This is a genomic window from uncultured Parabacteroides sp. (assembly GCF_905196875.1).
Classification (GTDB): Bacteria; Bacteroidota; Bacteroidia; order Bacteroidales; family Tannerellaceae; genus Parabacteroides.
Map to the genome: position 1 here is coordinate 1 of NZ_CAJJWO010000079.1, position 23,806 is coordinate 23,806.

Here is a 23,806-nt window from a genome sequence, read left to right on the forward strand (position 1 = left end):
GATGCAAAAGTAGTGTTATAAAACATACACTCCAAACTTTTATCACTTTATTTTTTCAGCAATGCCACAACCAGGAGACTATATTTCTGAACGACTGCACGTTACAAGATGAAAAAAATATCAAAGCGAGTACTCCCTACTTTACGATTATTATTACTACTTATATTATGTACGCGAGAAACAGAATACCTAAAAGGATGGAAGATATAAAAAAACAAAAGCCCCTTACCCTTCCGGATATGGAGCTTTGTTTACCTCTTTGGTTTTACCCGAGGTTAACCTAAATACGATTTGAGGAGCTTGCTACGTGTTCCTTGTCTTAACCTTCTAATTGCTTTTTCCTTGATCTGGCGGACGCGCTCTCTAGTGAGGCCAAATTTGTCGCCAATCTCTTCCAATGTCATTTCCTGACAGCCTATACCGAAAAACATTTTGATTATTTCACATTCTCTTTCGGTCAGTGTAGCAAGTGCTCGATCAATTTCTTTAGCCAGTGACTCGTTCATCAACGATCGGTCAGCGATAGGAGCGTCGTCGTTCACAAGCACATCCAAAAGACTATTGTCTTCGCCCTCTACGAACGGAGCATCTACTGAGATATGTCTTCCGGACACCTTTAGAGTATCTGAAATCTTATCTACAGGAATATCCAGCTCGTCTGCAAGTTCTTCGGGAGATGGTCGACGTTCGTTTTCCTGTTCGAATTTAGAGAAAGCTTTACTGATCTTATTCAGCGAGCCAACCTGATTCAACGGAAGACGAACAATTCTTGACTGTTCTGCCAAAGCCTGCAGGATAGACTGACGAATCCACCATACGGCATAAGAAATAAACTTAAACCCTCTCGTTTCATCAAACTTCTCGGCAGCTTTTATCAATCCCAGGTTACCTTCATTAATAAGGTCAGGCAAACTAAGCCCCTGATTTTGATATTGCTTTGCCACAGAAACGACGAAACGCAGATTCGCTCTGGTTAATTTCTCCAATGCTCTACGGTCTCCTCTTTTGATTGCCTGTGCCAATTCTACTTCTTCTTCAACTGTAATAAGATCTTCGCGGCCTATTTCCTGAAGATACTTATCAAGCGAAGCACTTTCGCGATTGGTAATGGACTTTGTAATCTTTAACTGTCTCATCCAATGTTTTTAATTGAGAAATATCAGGGTGCAAAGATAATATTATTTTTATTGAGAAAATTGGTCGTGTGCACCCTACACCCGACCAATTATAAACCTTTAACAATCTTCCCGCCAAATAAGACGAATATAACTTTATTTTATTATTCGGCTAGATCAATAGCATAAACTTTTGTACGTCCATTCGGATAAAAACCTTTCACAACGATGTAACGATCATCAGAATTTCCTTTCAATACTTTATCTACCAACTTTTCGAGTTGTTCAGGTGTAGATATTTTCTGGTCGTTAACAATCATGATAATGAAGCCTTTCTGGATTCCGGCATCTTTCATTTTACCTTTTAATAATCCGGTTACTTCAACACCATAACTTACACCAAGTTCACGTTTTTGTTTATCCGTCAACGCTTTAAAAGCGGCTCCAAGAACATCTGCACTATTATCACCTGCATTCTTTACAACAGATGTACTACCTTGTGCATTACGAAGTTCTACAGTAAATGTCTTATTACTTCCATTACGATCAACAGTGACTTCTACCTTATCACCAGGGCGATATTTACTGATCTGTTCCTGCAATGCATTTGCATTTTTCACTTTTGCACCATTTACAGCAATGATCACATCCCCCTTTTCGATACCGGCTTCTTTAGCAGAACTTCTATCAGCAAAATCAGATACACAAGCTCCTTCAGACACTTTGATCTTCGATTTCAACTCAGTCAGCTCCTCTTTCAGTTTACTATCCAGGTTGGGATAACTCAACTGATCGGCAATATCACCCACGCTCATCATCAAAACACCAAGAACAGCACGCTGTACAGTTCCATATTGTTTCAAATCGCTTGCCACTTTACCTGCAATACTAATAGGTACGGCAAATGAATATCCGGCAAAGTTTCCTGTTTCTGAATAAATAGCCGTGTTGATACCAATCAGTTCACCTTTTGTGTTTACCAAAGCACCACCACTATTACCTGGATTTACAGCAGCATCAGTCTGGATAAATGATTCAATTTTACTTCTGTCACCCCCCATAGAAATACCGCGGCCTTTTGCACTAACGATACCAGCGGTAACAGTAGAGGTTAAATTGAATGGATTACCTACAGCCAACACCCACTCTCCTACTTTCAGTTTTTCAGAATCACCAAACGGTATAGTAGGAAGATCTTTTGCATCTACTTTTATTAAAGCAATATCCGTGGTAGGATCGGTTCCAATCAATTTTGCCGGGAATTTACGGTTGTCATTTAATGTGACTTCCAATTCATCAGCACCATCGATCACATGGTTATTTGTAATAATGTATCCATCTGTGGAAATAATGACACCCGAACCAGAACCTACGCGGGGTTGTGGTTGCGGACGCTGGAAACCTCCACCTCCTCGTCCTCCAAATCCGAAGAAGTATTCGAAAGGATCAACATACTGCTGCTGGCCTCTACCATCATCAGCATATTGTTTAGCATTCGTCGTAGCTTTAATATGCACTACCCCATGTACCGTACTTTCTGCCGCTTTGGTAAAATCCGTATTTTCAGCAGCCACTGCATTCAATCCAGCATACCGGACAGACTGATTAAATGTATTTATTGAATCAGTGACATAAACCGGTTGTTTTTTATTCATCAGATAAGCACTTGTCCCAACCGCAGCACCGGTACTGATGGCAGCAACAAGAACGACTCCTAGCACATTTTTCCACATTGTTTTCATACTCTTTCGATTTTATCAAACATTTAAATTTAACACTTTTCTTTCGACAAAGAAAGTTCAAAAAACGTGCGATTATTCCATTTGCCTTTGATTTTTTATCACTTTTAACGGCGATTTATCCGGGCTTAACTGCGCTTAACAGTACTGTGTATTGCAAAGTACCTTTTTAACAATCATTCCCCTGCCAAATGGTCATGCTTTCAGTAATATAACAGTAAGAACGGCAGAAAGTTCAACTGGATTGGCAGCAGGCTAGTGATAGGTGTCAGATAAATATTTACCTTATTATATAGATGCAATAAGCGATAAGCCTTACAAAATTGTCAACCGTCAACTGTCAACTGTCAACTAAAATACCTATCTTTGTCGCATTGCAGCCTGCCGGTCTGTCGCTCATCTTCGGATGTGAGGAAAGTCCGGGCAACACAGAGCACCATACTTCTTAACGGGAAGCTGTTCGTAAGGGCAGAGTAGTGTAACAGAAAATAACCGCCGGATTCGCGTCCGGTAAGGGTGAAAAGGTGAGGTAAAAGCTCACCGGGTCCCGTAGCAATACGGGATGCCGTACGCCTTATGGGTTGTAAGGTCATGTATACCGGCGTATGTAGGATTGCTCGTCCGATGCCGGGGGGTAGACCGCTAAAGCTTGCCGGTGACGGTAAGACAAGATAAATGGCAGACACTTCAGCTTCGGCCGGAGTACAGGACCCGGCTTACAGGCAGGCTGCATTTTTTTATTCATCCGGCAAATACTCTTTGCCCCTACATTTCACAGCATGAAGAAGAAGACGGATAAAAAGACTGCTGAAAAAAAGCCTCTGGGAGAACGGATCAACGCCTTGCTGACACGAACCATTCATTTTGTTACTTACGACATCTGGCGAATTACAGAAAATGAAGTAAGCGGCCTGAAAGAAATATATATAAATACGATCAAGACAGTCATACTGGCCATACGCGGATTCAATAATGAGAACCTTCAAACGAAAGCATCCGCTCTTACTTACAGTACATTATTGGCTATTGTTCCCTTACTGGCGGTATTATTAGGTATTGCCAAAGGCTTCGGATTCCAGGAAGCAGTACAGCAGGAACTATTCGATTATTTTCCCCGACAAGAACAAGAGTTAAGCGAAGCCTTTAAGTTCGTAGAAAGATATCTGGCACAAGCACAAGGCGGAGTCATTATCGGAGTCGGTCTTATCCTTTTATTCTACACAGTCATTAACCTGATTTCATCTATAGAAGATACATTCAACGATATCTGGCAAATCCAAAAGTCGCGTCCATGGCACCGGAAAATCTCCGATTACCTGGCTTTATTCCTCATATTACCGGTATTAATGACGGCTTCAAGCGGTTTGTCCATATTTATGTCTACGCTGCAAAACTCATTCTTAAGCAGCTATGTGTTCTTCACTCCTTTGGTAGAGTTCTTCCTGAATATCGCTCCGTTCATAATCACAATAATGGTATTCACAGCCTTGTATGTTTCACTCCCCAATACGAAGGTGAAATTTGTAAACGGACTTGTTGCCGGCATACTGGCAGGTTCCGCTTTCCAGTTTTTCCAGTTCATTTATATCAGTGGACAGATATGGGTTAACAAATACAATGCTATCTACGGTAGTTTCGCAGCCCTACCTTTATTATTATTATGGTTACAGTTATCCTGGTTAATCTGCCTCTTTGGAGCAGAACTATCTTATGCTTCTCAGAATGTAAAGAAATTCAGTTTTGAACGAGATAGTAAAAACATCAGCCGACGATATAAAGACTTCCTAACCTTATTGATCGCCTCTCTGATCGTAAAACGCTTTGTGAAGGGAGAAAGGCCATATACCGCCGATGAACTGTCTGACGATTATCGCATCCCCATCCGGGTAACAACGGAAATACTTTATCTGCTTACCGAACTTCATATTATTATAGAGGTCAATTACGAAAATGACGAACGGGTAGTCTACTATCAACCTGCCATTGATGTAAATAAGATCAGTGTAAGTTACCTGTTGACGAAGATGGATGAATACGGTTCCGAGAACTTTAAGATCGATACCTCCTGCCTGTTCACAAAAGAATGGCATACCTTGCTCAAAACAAGAGAAGATATGATTAAAGCGAATAATAATATCCTGCTGAAAGACTTATGACCCACGACCTGACACATGGTCCGGTATGGAAAGTGATCGTACGCTTCGCACTCCCACTACTCATCGGTAACCTGCTGCAACAGTTATATAATGTAACCGACAGCATCATCGTCGGACAATTTCTGGGGAAAGAAGCGCTTGCAGCCGTTTCCGCCTCCTTCTTTATTTATTACTTCATCATTTCATTAGTGATCGGAGTCGGAAGCGGAACATCCGTTGTTGTTTCACAATTTTTCGGAGCAAAGCAATATGATAAAGTTCAACGCGCCTTCTCTTCTTTCTTTATTTTCATGCTCGTAGCGGGGATCGCTCTTTCAATAGCCGGGATCATCTTTGCCGAGCCTGTTTTCCGCCTGACCAACACACCGGAGGAAGTAATACCAGATGCTGTTGCTTATTTCAGAATATATATCGGAGGAACTTTTCTCTTCGTCACATTCAACAGTATAATCTCCATATTGAGAGGTGTAGGCGAATCCGTCCGGCCAATGATCTTCATATTTATTACCACCGTACTAAATATCGTTTTGGATTTATTATTCATCGTTGGTTTTAAGTGGGGAATTGAAGGAGCGGCACGCGCAACCGTCATCGCACAAGGAATCGGAATGTGTATCGCCTTAGGATATGTAAATAATACGCATCCCCTACTCTCGATCAAAAAACAAGACTTGCTATTTGATATGAAACTCTTTAAGGAAGGATTGAAAATAGGACTTCCCACTAGTATACAACAATGTGCAATTGCCCTGGGTTTGATTGCCTTGCTTGGAATTGTCAATAGTTTTGGAACCGACACGCTGACAGCCTATGGAGCTGCAGGTAAAATCGATACAATCATAACACAGGCCGTTCTCACTTTATCGGGTGCACTGGCTGCTTTCTGCGGACAGAATATCGGAGCCGGCCATTTCGACCGTGTACGTAAAGGGTTACGATTTACCATGCTGGTCAATCTCATATTCAGCCTGATTACATTCACAGCCATTTATTTTTTCGGAGAAGAAATGATGCGGGCTTTTACCAGCGACCAGGCTGTAATAGCTATCGGAAAAGAATATTTACTGATTATAGGAGGATTCTTTATTGTGCACGGTGCGCTGAATATATATAACGGTGCACTTCGAGGAGCAGGAGATACTATCTTCACAATGGTAACCAGCTTGCTATGCCTGTGGCTGATCCGTATCCCACTCGCCTACCAGCTAAGCGCATGGTACGGACGACAAGGGATCTGGTGGGCTATCGGAATCAGTATCGCCATTGGATTTGTCATCACTTATATCTATTATAAGATGGATCTGTGGAAGAAAAGATGTGTCGTAAAATAGCAGACAGCACAAAACCGGACAAATGCCCGTTTTTGTGCTGTCTGGCTAATGAGAGGGAATCTTTCATTTGAACTGCATCATTTTGCTGATGTATTTGCCTACAATATCAAATTCCAGATTGACAACAGTGCCTTTTTCGATCTGGCAGAAGTTCGTATTATCATGTGTATAAGGAATAATAGCCACTTCAAAGCTATTTTGCTGTGAGTTGCAGACAGTCAGGCTGACACCGTTCACACAAACGGAACCTTTTTCCACTGTCATATACCCTTGCTGCGCCATTGCCTTGTCGAAAGTATATTCAAATGTATAATACCAGCTACCGTCCGCCTCGCGTACATCTTTACATACAGCAGTCTGATCCACATGTCCCTGCACAATATGACCGTCGAGGCGACCGTTCATCATCATGCTTCGTTCAAGATTAACCAGATCACCCACTTTCAGTAAACCAAGATTCGAACGATCCAAAGTTTCCTGAATAGCAGTCACCGTATATGTATCGTCGGTCAGACTTACAACCGTAAGGCATACGCCATTATGTGCCACACTCTGATCAATTTTCAGTTCATTTACAAACGAACATTTCATTGTGATATGCAGGTTTCCCTGATCTGCGTTCAGCGCAACCACCTGAGTAGCTTCTTCTACAATTCCTGAGAACATAGTCTTGTGTTGTTTTAATTAATATTATCAGGTTCAAAGATACGGAATTTTACTATATTTGTCATTAGTAATCAATCTATAAAATTATGGACGCACAGAAAGTGGACTTGTTCCTCCTGACAAACAGTAGCAAACTACCTAGCAGTCACATATCTATTATAAGAGACCGCCTACTCGCTATGGATGAATCCAAAATGATTTATCTGCAAACTTGTGATTTTAAAGACCCGACAGTAATACTTATTATTTCCGTATTCCTGGGTTCGCTCGGCATAGACCGTTTCCTTATCGGTGACGTCGGCCTGGGTGTCGGAAAGTTAGTCACTTTAGGAGGTTGCGGTATCTGGTGTATTATCGACTGGTTCCTCATCATGGATGCAACCAAAAGAAAAAATCTGGAACAGCTGCAAAACGTATTAATGTTTTAACTTCTGCCCTCATTGTGGGAACAAGAAATAAATATGCATATCTTGCCATAATCATAATGGCCGGATATGCATTATCTGTATTTCCCTGCATATTCCACACAATAACCGGATATCCCTGTCCTGCCTGCGGAACACGCCGCGCACTTCTCATCTTATTAAATGGGAATATCTACGACTCCATCCTGGTCAATCCGTATGGCTTATTACTCGTTCTACTGACAGCCATCTATCTTACGGGCATGACGATAGATTTTATCCGAAAAAAAGATCAGTTCCAAAGTTGGCTGACAAGAGCGGAACGACATCTGATGAACAAATACATCCTCGCTTCCATTATTCTCCTGACTATCCTCAATTGGATATGGAATATCCATAAAGGACTGTAAATAACACGGGAAATTCGTATCTTTGCATCATATTCACAAACCGACCGAAATAATATGGAAGCAAACAAAGTCGATAAATTTCTTCTGGCGAATGAAAGTAAATTTCCTGAATATGAAATTCCTATCCATCGGCTATTAAACCTCACGCCTGAAAAAGAGATTATTCTGGAAACAACTTATTTCAAAAAGCCAGGAAAAGTGTTACTTATCTCTATCTTCCTCGGAATGCTTGGAGTAGACCGTTTTCTGATCGGAAACATCGGCAAAGGGATCGGTAAACTTCTCACAGGAGGCGGATTAGGGATTTGGTGGCTCGTCGACTGGTTCCTGATTACCGGTGCTACCAAACGATATAATATGAATATATTAATGAAAATCCTATCGTAAGTCAACTATATTTTGTACATTGTTTTCGTATTAATATTAATAAAACAACTATTATATGGAAACAACACAAAATCAGATTGATCAGCTTTCTCAATCAATGATAGCTCATCCGATATGTGGCAGAGCGATGCTAATGTATACTCTATTGACCGGATATTCACTTTTCGACTCCATCCAAGTAAAAAAGAATTGTACAAATGCTGATATAACATATAAAGATGCAGAATTCATTGCCGATAAATTCGAAGAGGTAACCGGGATAAATATTGCTCCTACAACCCTTTTGTACGATAAAAACCAGTTAGCCGACGATTTGCTTGACGATTATCAGGAATATCAGTCTTTGCTAAAAAGCTACGATGAGAATACCCGCTCCATGGTAATTTCATTTTACCACCATTTATTTCATTATCGCAAAGTACCACTTCCAATAGTTCAGACTTTACTAATGGCTTTGTCTGCATTTCTACAGTATGTATCCGGAAGTATCAACAAAAAGGATTTAAAAGAACATATTATTGACATTGACCTTCCAAAGATGAAGATTACCCCAGTAGATTCCAAGTATGTGCGCCACAATTTCATCTCCCTGGAAAAAGACTTTAATGATATTTGTCTCAAGAAGGCAAACAGAGCACTGAAACAAGCAGGCGAAGAGCCACTGAGTAACTACTCGATCAATGTCAGTATATAATACGCTTCTAAAAAAATAGAGGTAAAGCCTATGCCTTACCTCTATTATATATACTATATTTTCTGACTAATTATTTAGCCTGTTCCAACTGCAACGTCTTCGTCGGTTCGTCGCAAACTTCTGTCGGACCGAAGTACTGGATCGGACCCGGATAAACGTAGCTGGTAGTCAACGCCCATTCGTCGCGATTAGCAGCGAACTTCTTGAAAGGAGCACCGTCCAGTTTCACCAAAGCTTTCTGGATAACCGGCTTCATTTCACCATGACGTTTTTCCATGTTCATCATCATTGTTACAGGAATACCACCGGCAATCCACTTTTCAGCAGGAGCAGTCGTATTACGAACAGATGACATATAACCAGTCTTACCGGCAGCGATCAGACAAGAAGCAGTGTAACCTAAAGAATAGCAATAGTCAGCATCGTAGTTAGACGGAGCAGCACAACGGCCTTCGTAACCGAAGAAGTGGTGCAATGCGGAGAACTTACCGTTATATTTACCGGCTTTCTTCCATTCGTCCAATTTCTTGCCTACCATTTCAGACAGCAGCTTTTCTGTTTCGATCAAAGAAACCTGAACGTTTCCGTGCGGGTCGCGATCCAAAGACAGCTGACGTGCAACGCCTTCCGGCAGAGAAGCATACAGGTCAGAATTTTCTTTTGTCAGCTTGCTGATGATATAAGCACGCTGTTCGCTCTTCTTGATCATCTTGAATTCTGCATCGTGTTTAGCCAGGAAGTCGTTCAGTTCGGCGATCAAACGTTTCATAGCCGGAACGAATTCGATCAGACCTTCAGGGATCAATACAGTACCGAAGTTGTTACCAGCTTCTGCACGTTTTGCAACGATTTCAGCAACATACGTTACGATATCGTCCAAAGACATGTTCTTAGCTTCAACTTCTTCTGAAACGATAGCCACATTCGGCTGAGTCTGCAAAGCACATTCCAGTGCGATATGAGAAGCTGAACGTCCCATCAATTTGATGAAGTGCCAGTATTTCTGAGCTGAGTTACAGTCACGTTGGATATTACCGATCACTTCTGAGTAAACTTTACAAGCAGTATCGAAACCGAAAGAAGTTTCGATCTGTTCGTTCTTCAAGTCACCGTCGATAGTCTTCGGGCAACCGATAACCTGTACACCTGCGTTGATAGCTTTGTAATATTCAGCCAATACGCAAGCATTTGTATTTGAGTCGTCACCACCGATAATAACCAGAGCGGAGATACCCAGTTCTTTCAGGATTTCAAGACCTTTGTCGAACTGTTCTTTTGTTTCCAGTTTAGTACGGCCGGAACCGATCATATCGAAACCACCAGTATTACGATATTCATCGATAATATCAGCAGTCAGTTCCATATATTTGTGATCGATCAGACCACCAGGTCCCAGGATAAAACCATACAAACGAGAATCCTTGTTTGTAGCCTTTACGCCGTCAAAGATACCTGCAATCACATTATGACCACCAGGAGCCTGACCACCAGACAGGATTACACCTACATTAATAGCAGGCAATTCTTTCTTTTCGCTGCTCTTTTCGAAAGTAACGATCGGCATCCCGTACGTGTTAGGGAACAATTCTTTGATTTCTTCCTGATCGGCAACTGATTGTGTATACTCACCGTCAACGGCTTTTACAGCACCTTTCAATGCAGCGGGTACCTTAGGCTGGTAAGCTGCTCTTGCAATTTGTAATGCGCTCTTTGTCATTTCTTAATCTGATTTATATAGAAATTATCTGATTCTTATCTAAAGCGGTGCAAATATAGAAATATTTCTCCAATCACGAAAGATAAGAATAACCGATTAGCTCTTTATTCCGCATTTTTCTTCAGCCACTCCAGTCGGCGCATATCGGGCAGATGCTTCACCTCGAAGTGTTCGAATGTCACATTAAAGCCCTTTCCGTCGGGGCAAGCCCCCATAAAGCCGACCTTTACCGGCGTATTATCCTGTAACCAGGCATTTCGCATCATGGTGTAGGTCTTGTCGTCGAAGGAGTAGAATATTTCGACGGCGTCCAGTCGTCTGACAGCCTTGATCCAGATATAAGGGACAGGTTTATCCAGTGTTATTACGCTCCAGTCGCTGGTCTTATGGGTAACGACCGTACTCAGGTTAAATTTACCGTCGACAAATTCAATACCCGCCTTGATATAATTCTCGTGGTCGATCCGGAGCATCAATCCCGCCTGGTCGAAACGTTCTTTATAATTACCCGTTATCTTCACTTTAGCTTCAAACTCACCACCGTAAGTGGCATAATAGAAAGGCGCATCATCGACCGTAAACCCATAATGGGATATGCGCCAGTAATCGCTCTGCGGGGTGACGAACATGGACAACGTCTTATCCTTAATCTCCCATTGTTCCGGTTCGTTGAACCACTGCATCTTTTCCAACGTTTGTGCTGATGCCATCTGTATCGACAGGAATGCGCACATTCCCAGAATCATATTCTTCATTGCTTTCTACATTTTAATTACCTTTGCAAAGGTAGAGGCTTACAAGCAAACTGGCAATACAAGCGATAATAAATAAAGCGAAACAAAAGATACCATGAAATATTTCGGAACAGAACTAAGTGAAAAGCATAAAGAGCTTACAAAGATCATCCGTGCAAAAAACACAGTCGATAAAGCAAAAGAACTCTTTCTGGATATCCATGCAGAGTTACATCTGCCGGAAGTCTCCGGTTCCGGTCAGAACGAAATAGACATACTTTTATCCGATCTGACTCCCGGCGAATACGGTATTATGCCCACGGCTAAAGACGAAACAATAGCATGGGTAATATGGCATATAGCCCGGATAGAAGATTTAACGATGAACCTATTGGCAGGCAGGACACAAGAAGTTTTCAGCCCGGCATGGAAAGAAAGATTGAACGTCTCCATTACCGACACAGGTAACGCACTCTCCGATGACGAAATCATCCGTTTAAGTAAAGAGATAAACACCCGGGAACTCCTTGCCTACCGGAATGCCGTCGGCAAACAAACCCGTTCCATCATTTCCAGCCTCACTAATACAGATCTACTCCGCAAAGTTTCACAACAAGATCTGGATAAGGTCAAACAACAGGGTGGTGTGACAGAACAGGACGAGTCTGCATGGCTACTGGATTTTTGGGCGAAGAAGGATGTCGCCGGATTATTATTAATGCCGCCAACCCGCCACGTCATACTACATTTAAATGATTGCTTTAAATGGAAGCAACATATCAGGGCTAAAAAGAAGTGTTTTCGCACGAACTGACCAGCCAACCGGCAAAAGAGCCGGACAAGATAAAATTATCACCGGGATAGTTTCATTTATCCCCCATATTACTTGCTTTTACCTGGGATATATATTATCTTTGGTAGGTAGGAAAGTTGTTGCCGACAGTGTCGGCTAAATAAACGACAGCGTCGGCAAAGCTTTCGACAGTGTCGACAATATAGACGACAGTGTCGGCGACAACTTACATCGGCAGAGAAATAAGATTCGAACGGTACCTATCGTAGGTAGATCCGGGGTAATAATAACCAGATCAGTATTAAAATTAAACTACCATGGGAAGAATTAAATTCGGGGTATACAAGGCTCCAAACACAAGCGGAAAGGAACAGCAGTCGTGTGCCCGTCTTATCTCTAAAGGCACGATGCGGATGGAAGAGATTTGTGAATACCTATCGGATTCATGTTCGCTTACTTCGGCGGACGTGAAGGGAGCGATAGAAGCGCTGACCACTTACATCGGACGAAATTTATCGAACGGGTATTGCGTGGAACTGGAAGGGTTGGGGCACTTCTCCCCAGCTTTGAAGACGTTGCATAAAACAGACGAAAAGGGTAAAACCGTCTTCTTTGCCAGGGCCGACGGAGTGAACTTCCGCTGTTCCAAGCGTTTGCGAAGTCTGGTGAGCAAAGATCGCCCACTAAAAATAAAAAGGGGAAACGTCACTTCCAACCAGTTGCCTGACCGAAAGAATAAGATGCTTCGATTCCTGCAAAACAATCCGTATATCAATCTGACGGATTATGCCTCGCTGAACGGTTGCAGCCGCTACCGGGCTGCGGAGGATATGAAACAGTTTACGAAAGATGGAGTAGTGATCCAGATGGGATACCGGACACACAGGGTGTATTCGTTGCCGCCACAGGCAGACGAAATATCGCCCGCATAGACAAATGTGAAATGAATATGAAAATTACCTTGACATATTGATATGAATATCGAAGAGTTCAGAGAATACTGCCTTTCATTGAAAGGAGTTCATGAGAAGATGCCGTTTCCCAATGTGGCTGATAAGTACAGCCGGGACGTCTTGTGTTTCTATATTTCGGATAAATGGTTTTGCTTTGTGAATATCGAGGTCTTTGATTTCTGCTGTATCAAATGCAACCCGGATGAATCGGGAGAACTGCAAGGACAGTATGCAGGCATTACGCCCGGATGGCACATGAACAAGAAGTATTGGATCAGTGTCTATTTCAATCAGGATGTGCCGGATCAGAAGATTAAAGAGCTGGTGAAGAAATCGTATGAGATCGTGGTTGGGAGTCTGACAAAGAAAGAGCGGGAGAAGCTGGAAGAAAGGAATACTAATGGGCATGAGTAAATAACGCATTACAAAATATTTTTATACATTTGCTTTTATATTAAATCGAAGCAAACTTTAAAGATACCATGACAAAAGAACAAATGCTCGAACAATGGTCCAGAAGCTATGAGCAAGCATATTACAAATGTGACTTTACTCCTAAAGTATATGAATACCTGGAAGGGAAGATCGACCAGGTGCCTGAAATGATTATGTCGAGGCCGAAGATAGACACCAGTTACGACGGCTGGCTGCTGTACGAACTGAACGGAGAGAATGCCGAACTGGCACGCCGCATGTTGGTCATTATCTCAAAAATACGCCGTGACGGACCTATCCACAAATGGGGCTTGAAAAACGAATTGGAAATCTGCCTGCGCATCGGCTACGGGCACGACTTCAAGAACTTAATCCAAGAGTCGGTAAGCCGTCACAAAGCACAGGGTCCGGAGTTATACGAAATAGCAGAAACATTGCTTAAATATTGCCCGGCGGAATCGGAAGCTTTTGCCGACCAACTTCTTTCCAACAAGCTCAAAGAACTGGAGGAGCAACGAAACAGCAACCACGAACTGTATCTGGCATTATATCTGATGATACTGTTTTTGGAGCAGGATGCCGGTAAATATGCCCGTTACCTGCCGGTGTTGACGGCTTTAACCAGCAAATATTCCGGCCCGAACTTCACATATATCCTGTATTTCAGCTATAAGTTCAGCCCCGAGTTAAAAGTGCGTTTGCTCCACTCCCTCAAAGATAAGATCTCGGCACGTGCCTTATTCTACCATCTTACCCCGTATAAAATGCCGGCATTCCTGCAATCGATCGAAGCACCGCTGGATATATATTACTATCTGGTCCTGACCGAAGATAACGATATAGACAAACCCTCCCTGTTTCACACATTGTATAAAGAGAACAAGGAGCTGTTCATGAATGTCTATCGTATGTTGGCAGAAACGACCTCCATCCAACAAGCGGCAAACAGCCTTTATTTATTGGCAATCCTCTTAGAGAATGGTGAGGGGACGGAAGAACTGGCTGCAAGCAAGGAACTACAGGCCCGTTGCATGCTGAATCTCCAGGAAAATCCATCGGGAAATGTCGATAAGCTGATTTCGGCAGCCATGAATGAATCCACCCCGCAAGCTACCTGGGAAAAGTTTCTGAAGGATTGTGAAGACTTTGTTTGGGCATACAGAAGAAACAAGCTAGTCTTACTAATCGGAGCGCTGGCTTTGTTGTACGAACGGTCGGAACTATCCAAACGGTTTATCGACATCTTACTGATCCAGATTCGCACAGGCTATACCATCAACAATCCGAGATATGTAACTTATTTCTTCCTTAAGACACGTAAGGAATGGTTAGGCTGTTCGCCGAAAGAGAGTATCCGGCTACTGCTGGACACTTCCAGCCAGTTCACCTACGAAAAGGCTTTCAGGGCATATGTCTACAATCCCGACCGGATGCAGGATACGCTGGACAAAGAAGATATCATCGCCAACCAGTCCGTCGCACTGGACTTGCTGAACAATGGCGGCCTCTCCACCGAAGAGACACAGAACTGGATCAACATGCTTTACGGCACTTGCAAAATAAGCGACGTCAGCCCGTTGCTCGGAATACTCTCCAATAAATCCAAGATACTCCGCAAGACTGCGGAAGAACTAATCGGCCTCAACGAAGAAACAATACGTCCGCTACTGGAAGCGGAACGGCCAAAGATGAAAGGGGATGCCCTGGCTACCGCCAAGCGAATCATCAAGCGTTGGGATAACGAACGAAAGTTCGGTGCCGACTTCACCTTCACAAAAGAAAGCGTTGTCGAATACTGCAACGACAACTTCGATAAAGACAATGTAAAGTTCATCACCTGGATACCCGAAGATATGTTCACCGATGTCCGCTTTGCCGATATGGCGGAGAAAGCACCGGCCATCGTCACCCGTTATATCCTTTCCGAATACCTAAGCCTGGAAGAAGCCTATAAGGTCAAAGCCTGTGATAAAGTGGTAGAACAACTGCATGCCCCCGACTTCCAACAGATGATGGAAAATATTTATCAGTTCTGGAAAGAGAACGGTGCGGAAGCCAAAAAGAAGATGATCATGGTTCCGTATTGTATCTACGGTTCCGACACACAGATCCTTCGCCTGAAAACACAGTTGAAAGACTGGGCCGAAGCATCACGCGGTGCCATTGCTGCCTTTGTAGTCAATGCCATTGCCATGAACGGAGGAAGCGTAGCCCTGGTTATGATCGACGGTATCTCTGTCAAGTTCCCGAACAACCAGGTAAAGAATGCGGCAAAAGCCGCCTTTACGTTTGCCGCCAAAGCCCTGGAAATACCGGAAGACGAACTATCCGACAAGATAGTCCCCACGTTGGGTTTCAACAAAGAAGGAGAAAAGATACTCGATTACGGTCCGCGAAACTTCACGGTTACGCTGATGCCCGACTTCTCGCTGTCTATCTTCGACAATGAGAAACAAAAGACAATCAAGTCCATGCCAGCTCCCGGAACAAACGACGATACGGTCAAAGCCACGGCTGCCAAGAAAGAGTTTTCCGAACTAAAGAAACAAATCAAAGCCACCGTACAGTCGCAGACCAACCGTTTGGAGAAAGTACTCATGAACGGGCGCCGCTGGACGGTCGATTCCTGGAACACGCTCTTTGTGGAAAACCCGATCATGCACCGCTTCGCTACCGGACTGATATGGGGTGTGTACGACGGGGAGAAACTGACCGGTACGTTCCGTTATATGGAAGACGGTACATTCAATACGGTGGATGAAGAAGAATATACATTACCCGAAAAGGCTGCTATCACACTCGTTCACCCCATTGAACTGGAAGAAGATGTTCTTGCCGGCTGGAAGGAGCAACTGGATGATTATGAAATAGTACAGCCTGTAACTCAACTAACCGCTCCTATAATTGTTTTAGGAGAAAAAGAGACGAATGGCAACAAGATCACGCGTTATAACGGTCTGATTGTCAAGTCAGGAAAGATAAGCGGTATTGCCAGGAAGCACAACATGGTACGCGGAGAAGTCTGGGATGGAGGAAGCTACACCTGTTATCACCTCGTGGACAAGTTTCTGAATATTGCAGCCCTGCTGAATTTCGAATACATGTACATGGGACAGGAGTATGATGACGACGTAACGCTCGGAGACATTGTTTTGTACCGTATGGGAGAAGACCAAACGACCGACGACGAGCCGAAGAACGAGATAATCCTCTCTCCCGAAAGCGTTCCCACCCGTTTCCTTTGCAGCGTACTGGGTATTTTTGATGTATTGAAAGAAGAATAAGAACATCTATGGATAACAAAATACAAAAAACCTTGATGGAGATGCGGTATGCCGACGAGCTTGCCGCTCTCCGCAAACAAGATACGGGAGCCAGACCCACCAACTGGCAACTCTCCCCACGCGCAGTCCGTACCTTTATCCTCGGACAGAAGGAACCGATCGAACTGGACGGACGACAGATCACCATCACCCCGAAGTTCTTCGGCGACGATGCACTGGTGGAACGCTCCATTATCACCCTGGCAGGCAACCGGGGTCTTATGCTCGTCGGCGAACCGGGCACGGCAAAGACTATGTTAAGCGAACTGCTCTCTGCCGCCATCTGCGGTATCAGTACCAACACGGTACAAGGTACGGCGGGAACCAGCGAAGACAATATCAAATACTCCTGGAACTATGCACTCCTGCTGGCCAAAGGTCCGGTCAAAGAGGCACTTGTCCCCTCTCCTGTTTACATAGGTATGAAACGGGGCATTATCACCCGCTTCGAAGAGATCACCCGTTGTCCGCTGGAAATACAGGACAGCCTGATCAGTATCATGAGCGACCGGGTATTGAACATCCCCGAACTGGGAGAAGAAGGACTGCTCTTCGCCTCTTCCGGCTTTAATGTGATAGCAACCGCCAATACCCGCGACAAAGGGATCAACGAAATGAGTAGCGCCCTGAAACGCCGTTTCAACTTCGAGACCGTAGAGCCGATCCGGAGCGTGGCACTCGAAAGCCGTATCATCACCGACCAGTGCGAAGGCATGCTCGCCGCCAACGGCCTTGAAATGCCAATACAGGAAGAAGTAGTAGATATCCTCGCTTCCACGTTCAATGAGTTGCGCAACGGCACCTCCTTCGAGAAAGCCAAGATACAAAAGATGTCGGGTGTGATGAGCACAGCGGAAGCTGTATCCGTTTATTACCAGTCCGCCCTGGACGGCTATTATTACGGGGACGGGACAGTCTGTATGCGTTCGCTCGTGCAGAACCTGCTGGGTGCCGTGATGAAAGAGAACAAAGACGATCTGCCCAAGCTGAAAGATTACTTTAACGGTGTGGTCCGGTTGAAAGCCGAAAGACAAGGAGGAAAATGGAAGGAATACTACGACAACCGGAACTGGCTGAAATAGACCGCCTCGTTACTGGTAGTTTCGATATGGACGGACAGGTGGTGTACTTTCCGGTACGTCACCACTCCCCGGCCTGTGCGTTGCATCTGCGACGTACGATCGAGCGTTTCCATCCGGAACTGATCCTGATAGAAGGCCCGGCAGACTCGGCTGAGCTGCTTCCTTACATTGCCGACGAGCAGTCGATCCCTCCCTTCTGTATCTACTACAGCTATGACGACAAGGATGGAAAAGTAACCGAGGAAAAAGAAAAGTATCGTGCTTATTATCCTTTCCTGGCCTATTCGCCGGAACTGGTCGCCATTCGTGAAGGGTCACGAAGTCATACGCCGGTACGTTTCATCGACCTGCCTTATGCGCTCCGTCTGATAAACAAGATCGAGGAAGAACCGCAGACACAGTTCTATTACAACGAAAATAAAGAATACGAAGTAAATACCTATACGGCTATGATTGCCCGTAAGGCAGGATGCCGGAGTTTTGCAGAGTTCTGGGAAAGCCGCTTCGAATTGGATGCTGCCAATCTGGAAACGCAGGCTTTCGTCCGCAACCTCTTCCACCTCGGTTACTTTATGCGTCTGGCAACGTCCGAAAACGAGATATCCCTGAAAGAAGATCGGCTACGGGAAACTTATATGGCAGAAGAGATACGGAAAGCACTATCCGACAATAAAAAGATATTGGTAGTAGCCGGTGCCTTCCATATCTCCGGACTTATGGAAGCACTGCAATCGGACAAAAAGCCATCGCTCAAAACCTGTAACCGGGAACATGTAGCTTCCTACCTGATGCCTTATACTTTCAAGGAAGCAGACAGCAAAAGCGGCTATGCTGCCGGTATGCCTTTTCCGGCTTTCTACCAGGAAGTCTGGGAAAAGATAGAAAAGCAGAAGAAAGACCCGTTCGCATCTACCGTCCTCGAATATATCATCAAGACAGCCCGGTATGCCCGTAAGACACAGATGATCTCGTTGCCCGACGAGATCAATGCCCTCAACATGGCACGCTCACTGGCCGTATTGAGAGGCAAGCAAAGTACAGGTGTTTACGAATTGCTGGACGGTGTACGAAGCTGTTTCGTAAAAGGTGACCTGAATGCCACCTCGACTTTCGAGGTGGACTTCCTGTATCGTCTTCTTTCCGGCATGGGGACAGGAAAGATTGCAGATAATGACTGCATCCCTCCCGTCGTACGTGAGTTCCGTGCCTTGTGTTCGCTCCACCGGTTAAAGACTTCTACCATCGAGCGACAGGAAGTAACGCTCGACATTATCAAGAACCCGGCTCATTACAGGAAAAGCCGCTTCCTCCATCAGATGGAGTTTCTGGAAACAGGCTTCGCCACACTCCAGTCGGGTCCCGATTATGTGAATCAGAAGAATAAGAACCTGGTGCGGGAGCAATGGATATGCCGCTATGCCACGGGCGTTGAAACCCGTCTGATCGACCTGTCTGTCTACGGGGCTACCTTATCACAAGTCTGCAATTCGCTGATAGAAAAGAATTTCAAAGATAATATGACGGCAGAGGAATTGGGGAAACTGCTCCTCTCCGTCCAGGTTATGGGTATAGAAGGTTTCTATCTTCAATACGAGGATTCTATCCGGCTGGTGGTAGAAAGTGAAGGGAACTTTATCAACCTTTGCAAACTGATCAACAGCTTGTTGTACCTTGCCAACATGCAACAGCTGATGGATGGGAATATCCAGCCCGTCATTGCCGAGCTGGCACGGACCGCATTCAAGGGAGCCGTCGTACTGATCCCTTCTCTGAAAAGCACGACGGAAGAAGAGGAACAGGAGATCTGCGAACAGATGCGTAACCTCTACAGTTTCACGATGGATGCGAAGGGCTGGTTCGACACCGCCGCCTTCATCGCTGCCGCAGAGAAAGTATTGAACGACAGTTTCAGCAACAGCCGTCTTTTCGGTTTATGCCTCGCTATACATTATAAAGAAGGTCGAACCGGACAGGCTGACTTCTGTCAGCAGATAGCGGCTTATCTCGAAAGCAGTATCACGCATCCCGAACAGGCTGCATCTTTTATCTGCGGTCTGTTCCTTATTGCCCGCGATATCTTGTTTGCCGACCCGCATATCCTGGAGGCAATAGACCGGGTAATTGCCAAGGCCGACCAGGAGACATTCCTCACTATCCTGCCGAACCTGCGTTATGCCTTTACCGGTTTCCTTCCGGCAGAAATCAGCCGACTGGGACAACAGGTAGCGGAATATCACCAGGTAGCGGAAGCCCGCTTAACAGGAAGCATCACCGTCTCGCAGGAAGAAATAACAGAAGCCATGCGCCTGGACAGCCTTGCCGCCGAAGCGCTTAAAACATGGAGGATCGCATGATGGATAACCCGAATAACAAACAGGAAATAGTCAACCGCTGGCGACTCATACTGGGTGACTTTGCAGAAAGCAGTCTGCCCCTCGATCCGGAAAATGCAGAACTGGACGGCACACTTTATTTCCTTTACAACCGCGAATATACCGATGAACAGGGAATACGCAACGACTTCCCGAATCGGGGAGGTCGCGGAGGTTCCGTACTGACTGTTCCGGGATGGCTGAGAAGGGTAAAGAAGTTATTCCCCAAAAAGACCGTCGAGATCATGCAGAAGCAGGCATTGGATAAATACAACCTGACCCAGCTGCTGACCGACGAATCCGTCCTGAGCCAACTCGAACCGAACCTCGGTTTACTGAAAAACATTCTGACATTCCGCAATATGATGCCGGAACCTGTCCGTAAACTGGCTTACTCGATCGTGGAACAGGTCATCCGGGATATCCAGAAGAAACTGGAAATAAACGTACGGAAAGCTTTCTACGGGAAGAAACTGCCGCACACCAATTCAAGTTACAAGATATTCCGGAACTTCGATTTCAAGCAGACCATCGAAAAGAATCTGAAGAATTACAGTCCCGAACACGGCACGATCATCCCCGACCGCCTCTATTTCAACCAGAACGTACGCCGTTACAATCCCTGGCATATCGTGATCCTGGTCGATGAGAGCGGCAGTATGCTCGATTCGGTGATCTATACCGCTGTCATGGCTTCCATCTTTGCCAAAATGCCGTTCCTCTCGGTCAAGTTGGTCATATTCGACACCTCGGTAGTCGATTTGAGCGAGCACCTCGACGATCCGGTCGGTATCCTGATGAAAGTACAGCTGGGCGGCGGGACCGACATACACAAGGCGTTGGAATACGGAAAGAAACTGATTACCGCACCACAGAAAACAATCGTGGTACTGGTTAGCGACCTGTATGACGGAGCGAATTACAGCTATATGTTCCGTTCCTGCCACGACATGATCGAAGCCGGAAGCAAGTTGTTTGTATTGCCTGCACTCGACTATTCCGGTACCCCTTGCTACGATGCCCGAGCCGCCCGTACCATTGCGGGTATGGGTGCCGATGTAGCTGCAATAACCCCTGAAGAGTTAGCCGAATGGATAGGAAAGATTATATCATAAAAGGAGACGGATGCCATTCATCCGCCGGACAGTTCGTCCCCTACGCCAACGAAGCCTTCCTGATTACGCTGGCAAACAAAGGTTTGTATAAACGTGCCCTGAAAGACCTGGAAACAACAGGACAGGTCGAACTAGCCGTAGCAGGCGACCATCTGCAAGTTCAGCTGGATGAAATAACAGTCTCCCTGAATCCCAATATATCCCAAAGTTTCTGTAGTTGTCCCTCTAAAACAGTCTGCAAGCATATCCTGATGGGAATACTTATTGCGGCTGATTATGCGGCGAAAGAACCCAGCCAGTCTTCTGCCAACGACTGGGAAGAGCTGAAGAAGGCAGACCTGACACAGCTTCGCAAGCAGGCAGGTAAAAAGCTATTTGAAGATACGCTCCGTCTTATCCAGGATGGTTGGACGGCTGATTTCATCGAAAGCGACATGCTCGAAGCGACCATCAACACAGAAAATACAACGGTCTATTTCCCAAAAGATGACAGCCTTAATCGTTCTGTATGCAAATGCGGAGAAAGCGGATTGTGCAAACACAAACTGATTGCTATCCTGTCATACCTAAGTAGCCAGGGAATATTATCTTCCGAATCCGACGGCAACCAACCCGAACTGTCCCTGCTAACGGAAGAGACGATAGATGTCTTACGGGGAGCTTCCTGCTTCATTACCGGCATATTCGAAAAAGGGTTGATCGGTTGCGGGGAAAATGAGGCGGAGACAGCCATACTATATTCCATCCGCCTGGAGACATACGGGATAGGCAATCTGGCACGTTTGTTTCGTTCACTCTCTTCCGACATCGAAAATATGCTCGCCAAGCATGTCGGCTTCCAGCCCTTGACTACCTTTGCCACATTGTCGAGGTTGCATAACACACTCAGACTGATCTTACGGAATACACAGAACAACGAAATGCTCAGTAAACTGATTGAAGGAACACGCTCGGATTATTATACGACTCCCTTCGGACATTTTACAGGTCTGGGAGCTTATCCGTGGCAGACCCGTTCCGGATATTTCGGTATTACGGCTTATTTCTTCTACCATGAAAAACAGAGTATCTGTACCCTGACTTCGAGTATGGCTGATTATTATGAGCATACCCAAACGCTTGTCACGCCGGAGAATATGCGACGCCAACTGGAAATGCAAAGTTTCTGGGGCAGCAACATCTCATTAGCCCGGCTATCGACATCTACGCTGACTTTGCGTAATTTCAAAATGAACAGCCAGAACCGTCTCTCATCCTCCTCGCAGACACAATGTGAAATAGACGACAAGGTTACGATCAGCAGTCTGGATACTTTACTTGCAATCCCTGAGTTATCCGACCTGATAATACGCCCCGAACAACGGTACGATTATTTCCGCAAGAAGCAGCCGGAGCAACTGGTATTGGTCCCGTTCACACATCTTTCAGAAGTGAGTTTCAATACAGCCGAACAGAAACTGTACTTCACGATGGCAGATGAACAATACGAAACAGAAGGTTCATTGGCATACAGCGAGCTGAACCGGAATGCCATCCGCCGATTGGAACAGATGGGACAGCGGTACGCAGAAGCGAAGCAGCGGTATATGGTTTGCCTGAAACGTCGGGATACATTGACCCCGGTCAGTATCGTCACTGCTTCAGAGACCGACAATTTCTATTTCTAACTCTTAAAATCGAATGGAATGATACTTAAAAACCTCCTTACCGAACTGGAACTTCTGCTTTCCGACATCGCCTTCTCCGGTTTACGCAACATACAGCCTGTCACCCTTCAAAAACTGGAGGATCTCAAACACTGGATGAATGAACTAAACATGACAGAAGCTATTCGCCTGACGGATAGCTTCATCGATTCAATTTATGCCTGGCAAGGCGGACAGGTGGCAATAGAGATCGTAGCGGATAATCTATGTGCATTGGAGTTTTATGAAAAGAATGTAATCAACAATTATACGGTTATCCCCTAAAAAACAGTTCTGCGGGACAGTATCATTTGATAGAGTCCCGCAGACCTTTCCAATCAATATATCAAAGTTATATTGACTTATTTACCAATAATAAGGTTATTTGCTGACAGGTTTCTGATAGAGCTTTGTTTTACCGGGTAAAGACAAAGAAGCCGGACAGGCATCGGCTGAAACGGCACGTTTGTAATTCGGCTTGTCGCTCATAACGAAATGCAGGGTTATACCGGATTGCACATCGTCGTAGGTCAGATACGATTTGTTATATTTCTTTCCGTTCACATACAATTCCTTGACGTACACGTTGTCTTTCGACCAGTTTTCGGTCGTCATACGGATCTCATTACCGTTGCTCATGGCAATGGTCAGTGCTTCTACACACGGCGAACCTATATTATATATATTACTGGACG

The 23,806-nt window shown here is 44.9% G+C and carries 21 protein-coding genes and 1 other RNA gene; 16 read left to right on the plus strand and 6 right to left on the minus strand.

Annotation, left to right across the window (positions count from 1 at the left end):
• Nucleotides 1–275 precede the first annotated feature (275 nt).
• Nucleotides 276–1,136, minus strand: coding sequence for an RNA polymerase sigma factor RpoD/SigA (locus QZ076_RS18755; RefSeq protein ID WP_005641668.1), 861 nt, complete (start codon nt 1,134–1,136; stop codon nt 276–278).
• A gap of 143 nt (nt 1,137–1,279) precedes the next feature.
• On the minus strand, nt 1,280–2,857 hold the full coding sequence (locus tag QZ076_RS18760; RefSeq protein ID WP_293716026.1) for a Do family serine endopeptidase: 1,578 nt from the start codon (nt 2,855–2,857) through the stop codon (nt 1,280–1,282).
• 373 nt (nt 2,858–3,230) lie between these two features.
• Here QZ076_RS18760 and rnpB point away from each other — a divergent pair.
• From rnpB to QZ076_RS18775, 3 genes are all read left to right on the plus strand, one after another.
• Nucleotides 3,231–3,589: RNase P RNA component class A (gene rnpB, locus QZ076_RS18765), an RNA gene on the plus strand.
• Between the two features lie 44 nt (nt 3,590–3,633).
• Nucleotides 3,634–5,010 (plus strand): YihY/virulence factor BrkB family protein, encoded by a 1,377-nt coding sequence (locus QZ076_RS18770; protein WP_293716029.1) that lies wholly within the window; start codon nt 3,634–3,636, stop codon nt 5,008–5,010.
• Nucleotides 5,007–6,341 carry an MATE family efflux transporter gene (locus tag QZ076_RS18775; RefSeq protein ID WP_293716032.1) on the plus strand — a complete coding sequence of 445 codons (1,335 nt, stop codon included), beginning with the start codon at nt 5,007–5,009 and terminating at the stop codon, nt 6,339–6,341. The genes QZ076_RS18770 and QZ076_RS18775 overlap by 4 nt, the downstream gene beginning before the upstream one ends.
• A gap of 63 nt (nt 6,342–6,404) precedes the next feature.
• Here the strand turns inward: QZ076_RS18775 and QZ076_RS18780 are convergent, their stop codons facing one another.
• A complete protein-coding gene (locus QZ076_RS18780) occupies nt 6,405–7,007 on the minus strand; it encodes a riboflavin synthase (protein ID WP_293716035.1) in 603 nt (200 codons plus the stop codon).
• 86 nt (nt 7,008–7,093) lie between these two features.
• Between QZ076_RS18780 and QZ076_RS18785 the strand changes: the two genes are divergently transcribed.
• From QZ076_RS18785 to QZ076_RS18800, 4 genes are read left to right on the plus strand one after another with little or no spacing between them, the layout of a single operon-like run.
• The gene (locus QZ076_RS18785; protein WP_293716038.1) at nt 7,094–7,435 is read left to right on the plus strand and encodes a TM2 domain-containing protein; all 342 of its coding nucleotides are present in this window, start codon (nt 7,094–7,096) and stop codon (nt 7,433–7,435) included.
• A 14-nt stretch (nt 7,436–7,449) separates the two neighbouring features.
• Nucleotides 7,450–7,821: a DUF2752 domain-containing protein gene (locus QZ076_RS18790; protein WP_293716041.1), complete on the plus strand. Its 372-nt coding sequence runs from the start codon at nt 7,450–7,452 to the stop codon at nt 7,819–7,821.
• A 54-nt stretch (nt 7,822–7,875) separates the two neighbouring features.
• Complete coding sequence (locus QZ076_RS18795) at nt 7,876–8,208, plus strand: NINE protein (protein ID WP_293716044.1); 333 nt, start codon at nt 7,876–7,878, stop codon at nt 8,206–8,208.
• Nucleotides 8,209–8,263: 55 nt separating this feature from the next.
• The gene (locus QZ076_RS18800; RefSeq protein ID WP_293716047.1) at nt 8,264–8,902 is read left to right on the plus strand and encodes a hypothetical protein; all 639 of its coding nucleotides are present in this window, start codon (nt 8,264–8,266) and stop codon (nt 8,900–8,902) included.
• A 70-nt stretch (nt 8,903–8,972) separates the two neighbouring features.
• On the opposite strand, the gene QZ076_RS18805 is transcribed toward QZ076_RS18800, so the two are convergent.
• Nucleotides 8,973–10,619, minus strand: coding sequence for a diphosphate--fructose-6-phosphate 1-phosphotransferase (locus tag QZ076_RS18805; protein ID WP_293716050.1), 1,647 nt, complete (start codon nt 10,617–10,619; stop codon nt 8,973–8,975).
• A 104-nt stretch (nt 10,620–10,723) separates the two neighbouring features.
• A complete protein-coding gene (locus QZ076_RS18810) occupies nt 10,724–11,374 on the minus strand; it encodes a DUF1349 domain-containing protein (protein ID WP_293716053.1) in 651 nt (216 codons plus the stop codon).
• Nucleotides 11,375–11,468: 94 nt separating this feature from the next.
• Here QZ076_RS18810 and QZ076_RS18815 point away from each other — a divergent pair, with 94 nt between their 5' ends.
• The 9 genes from QZ076_RS18815 (at nt 11,469) to QZ076_RS18855 (ending at nt 23,396) form a co-directional block, all read left to right on the plus strand.
• Nucleotides 11,469–12,167, plus strand: coding sequence for a DinB family protein (locus QZ076_RS18815; protein WP_293716056.1), 699 nt, complete (start codon nt 11,469–11,471; stop codon nt 12,165–12,167).
• Between the two features lie 296 nt (nt 12,168–12,463).
• Nucleotides 12,464–13,078 carry an HU family DNA-binding protein gene (locus tag QZ076_RS18820; protein ID WP_293716059.1) on the plus strand — a complete coding sequence of 205 codons (615 nt, stop codon included), beginning with the start codon at nt 12,464–12,466 and terminating at the stop codon, nt 13,076–13,078.
• A gap of 42 nt (nt 13,079–13,120) precedes the next feature.
• Nucleotides 13,121–13,513 carry an MmcQ/YjbR family DNA-binding protein gene (locus QZ076_RS18825; RefSeq protein ID WP_293716062.1) on the plus strand — a complete coding sequence of 131 codons (393 nt, stop codon included), beginning with the start codon at nt 13,121–13,123 and terminating at the stop codon, nt 13,511–13,513.
• A gap of 68 nt (nt 13,514–13,581) precedes the next feature.
• The gene (locus QZ076_RS18830; protein WP_293716065.1) at nt 13,582–16,818 is read left to right on the plus strand and encodes a DUF4132 domain-containing protein; all 3,237 of its coding nucleotides are present in this window, start codon (nt 13,582–13,584) and stop codon (nt 16,816–16,818) included.
• An 8-nt stretch (nt 16,819–16,826) separates the two neighbouring features.
• Complete coding sequence (locus tag QZ076_RS18835) at nt 16,827–17,939, plus strand: AAA family ATPase (protein WP_293716068.1); 1,113 nt, start codon at nt 16,827–16,829, stop codon at nt 17,937–17,939.
• Nucleotides 17,900–20,293: a DUF5682 family protein gene (locus tag QZ076_RS18840; protein WP_293716072.1), complete on the plus strand. Its 2,394-nt coding sequence runs from the start codon at nt 17,900–17,902 to the stop codon at nt 20,291–20,293. Before QZ076_RS18835 ends, QZ076_RS18840 begins: the two co-directional genes overlap by 40 nt.
• On the plus strand, nt 20,278–21,426 hold the full coding sequence (locus QZ076_RS18845; protein ID WP_293716075.1) for a VWA domain-containing protein: 1,149 nt from the start codon (nt 20,278–20,280) through the stop codon (nt 21,424–21,426). The genes QZ076_RS18840 and QZ076_RS18845 overlap by 16 nt, the downstream gene beginning before the upstream one ends.
• On the plus strand, nt 21,402–23,093 hold the full coding sequence (locus tag QZ076_RS18850; RefSeq protein WP_293716078.1) for an SWIM zinc finger family protein: 1,692 nt from the start codon (nt 21,402–21,404) through the stop codon (nt 23,091–23,093). The genes QZ076_RS18845 and QZ076_RS18850 overlap by 25 nt, the downstream gene beginning before the upstream one ends.
• Nucleotides 23,094–23,111: 18 nt before the next feature.
• On the plus strand, nt 23,112–23,396 hold the full coding sequence (locus QZ076_RS18855) for a hypothetical protein (protein WP_293716081.1): 285 nt from the start codon (nt 23,112–23,114) through the stop codon (nt 23,394–23,396).
• A gap of 96 nt (nt 23,397–23,492) precedes the next feature.
• Here the strand turns inward: QZ076_RS18855 and QZ076_RS18860 are convergent.
• Nucleotides 23,493–23,806: glycoside hydrolase domain-containing protein (locus QZ076_RS18860; protein WP_293716084.1), on the minus strand; the 314-nt coding region annotated here is incomplete at its 5' end.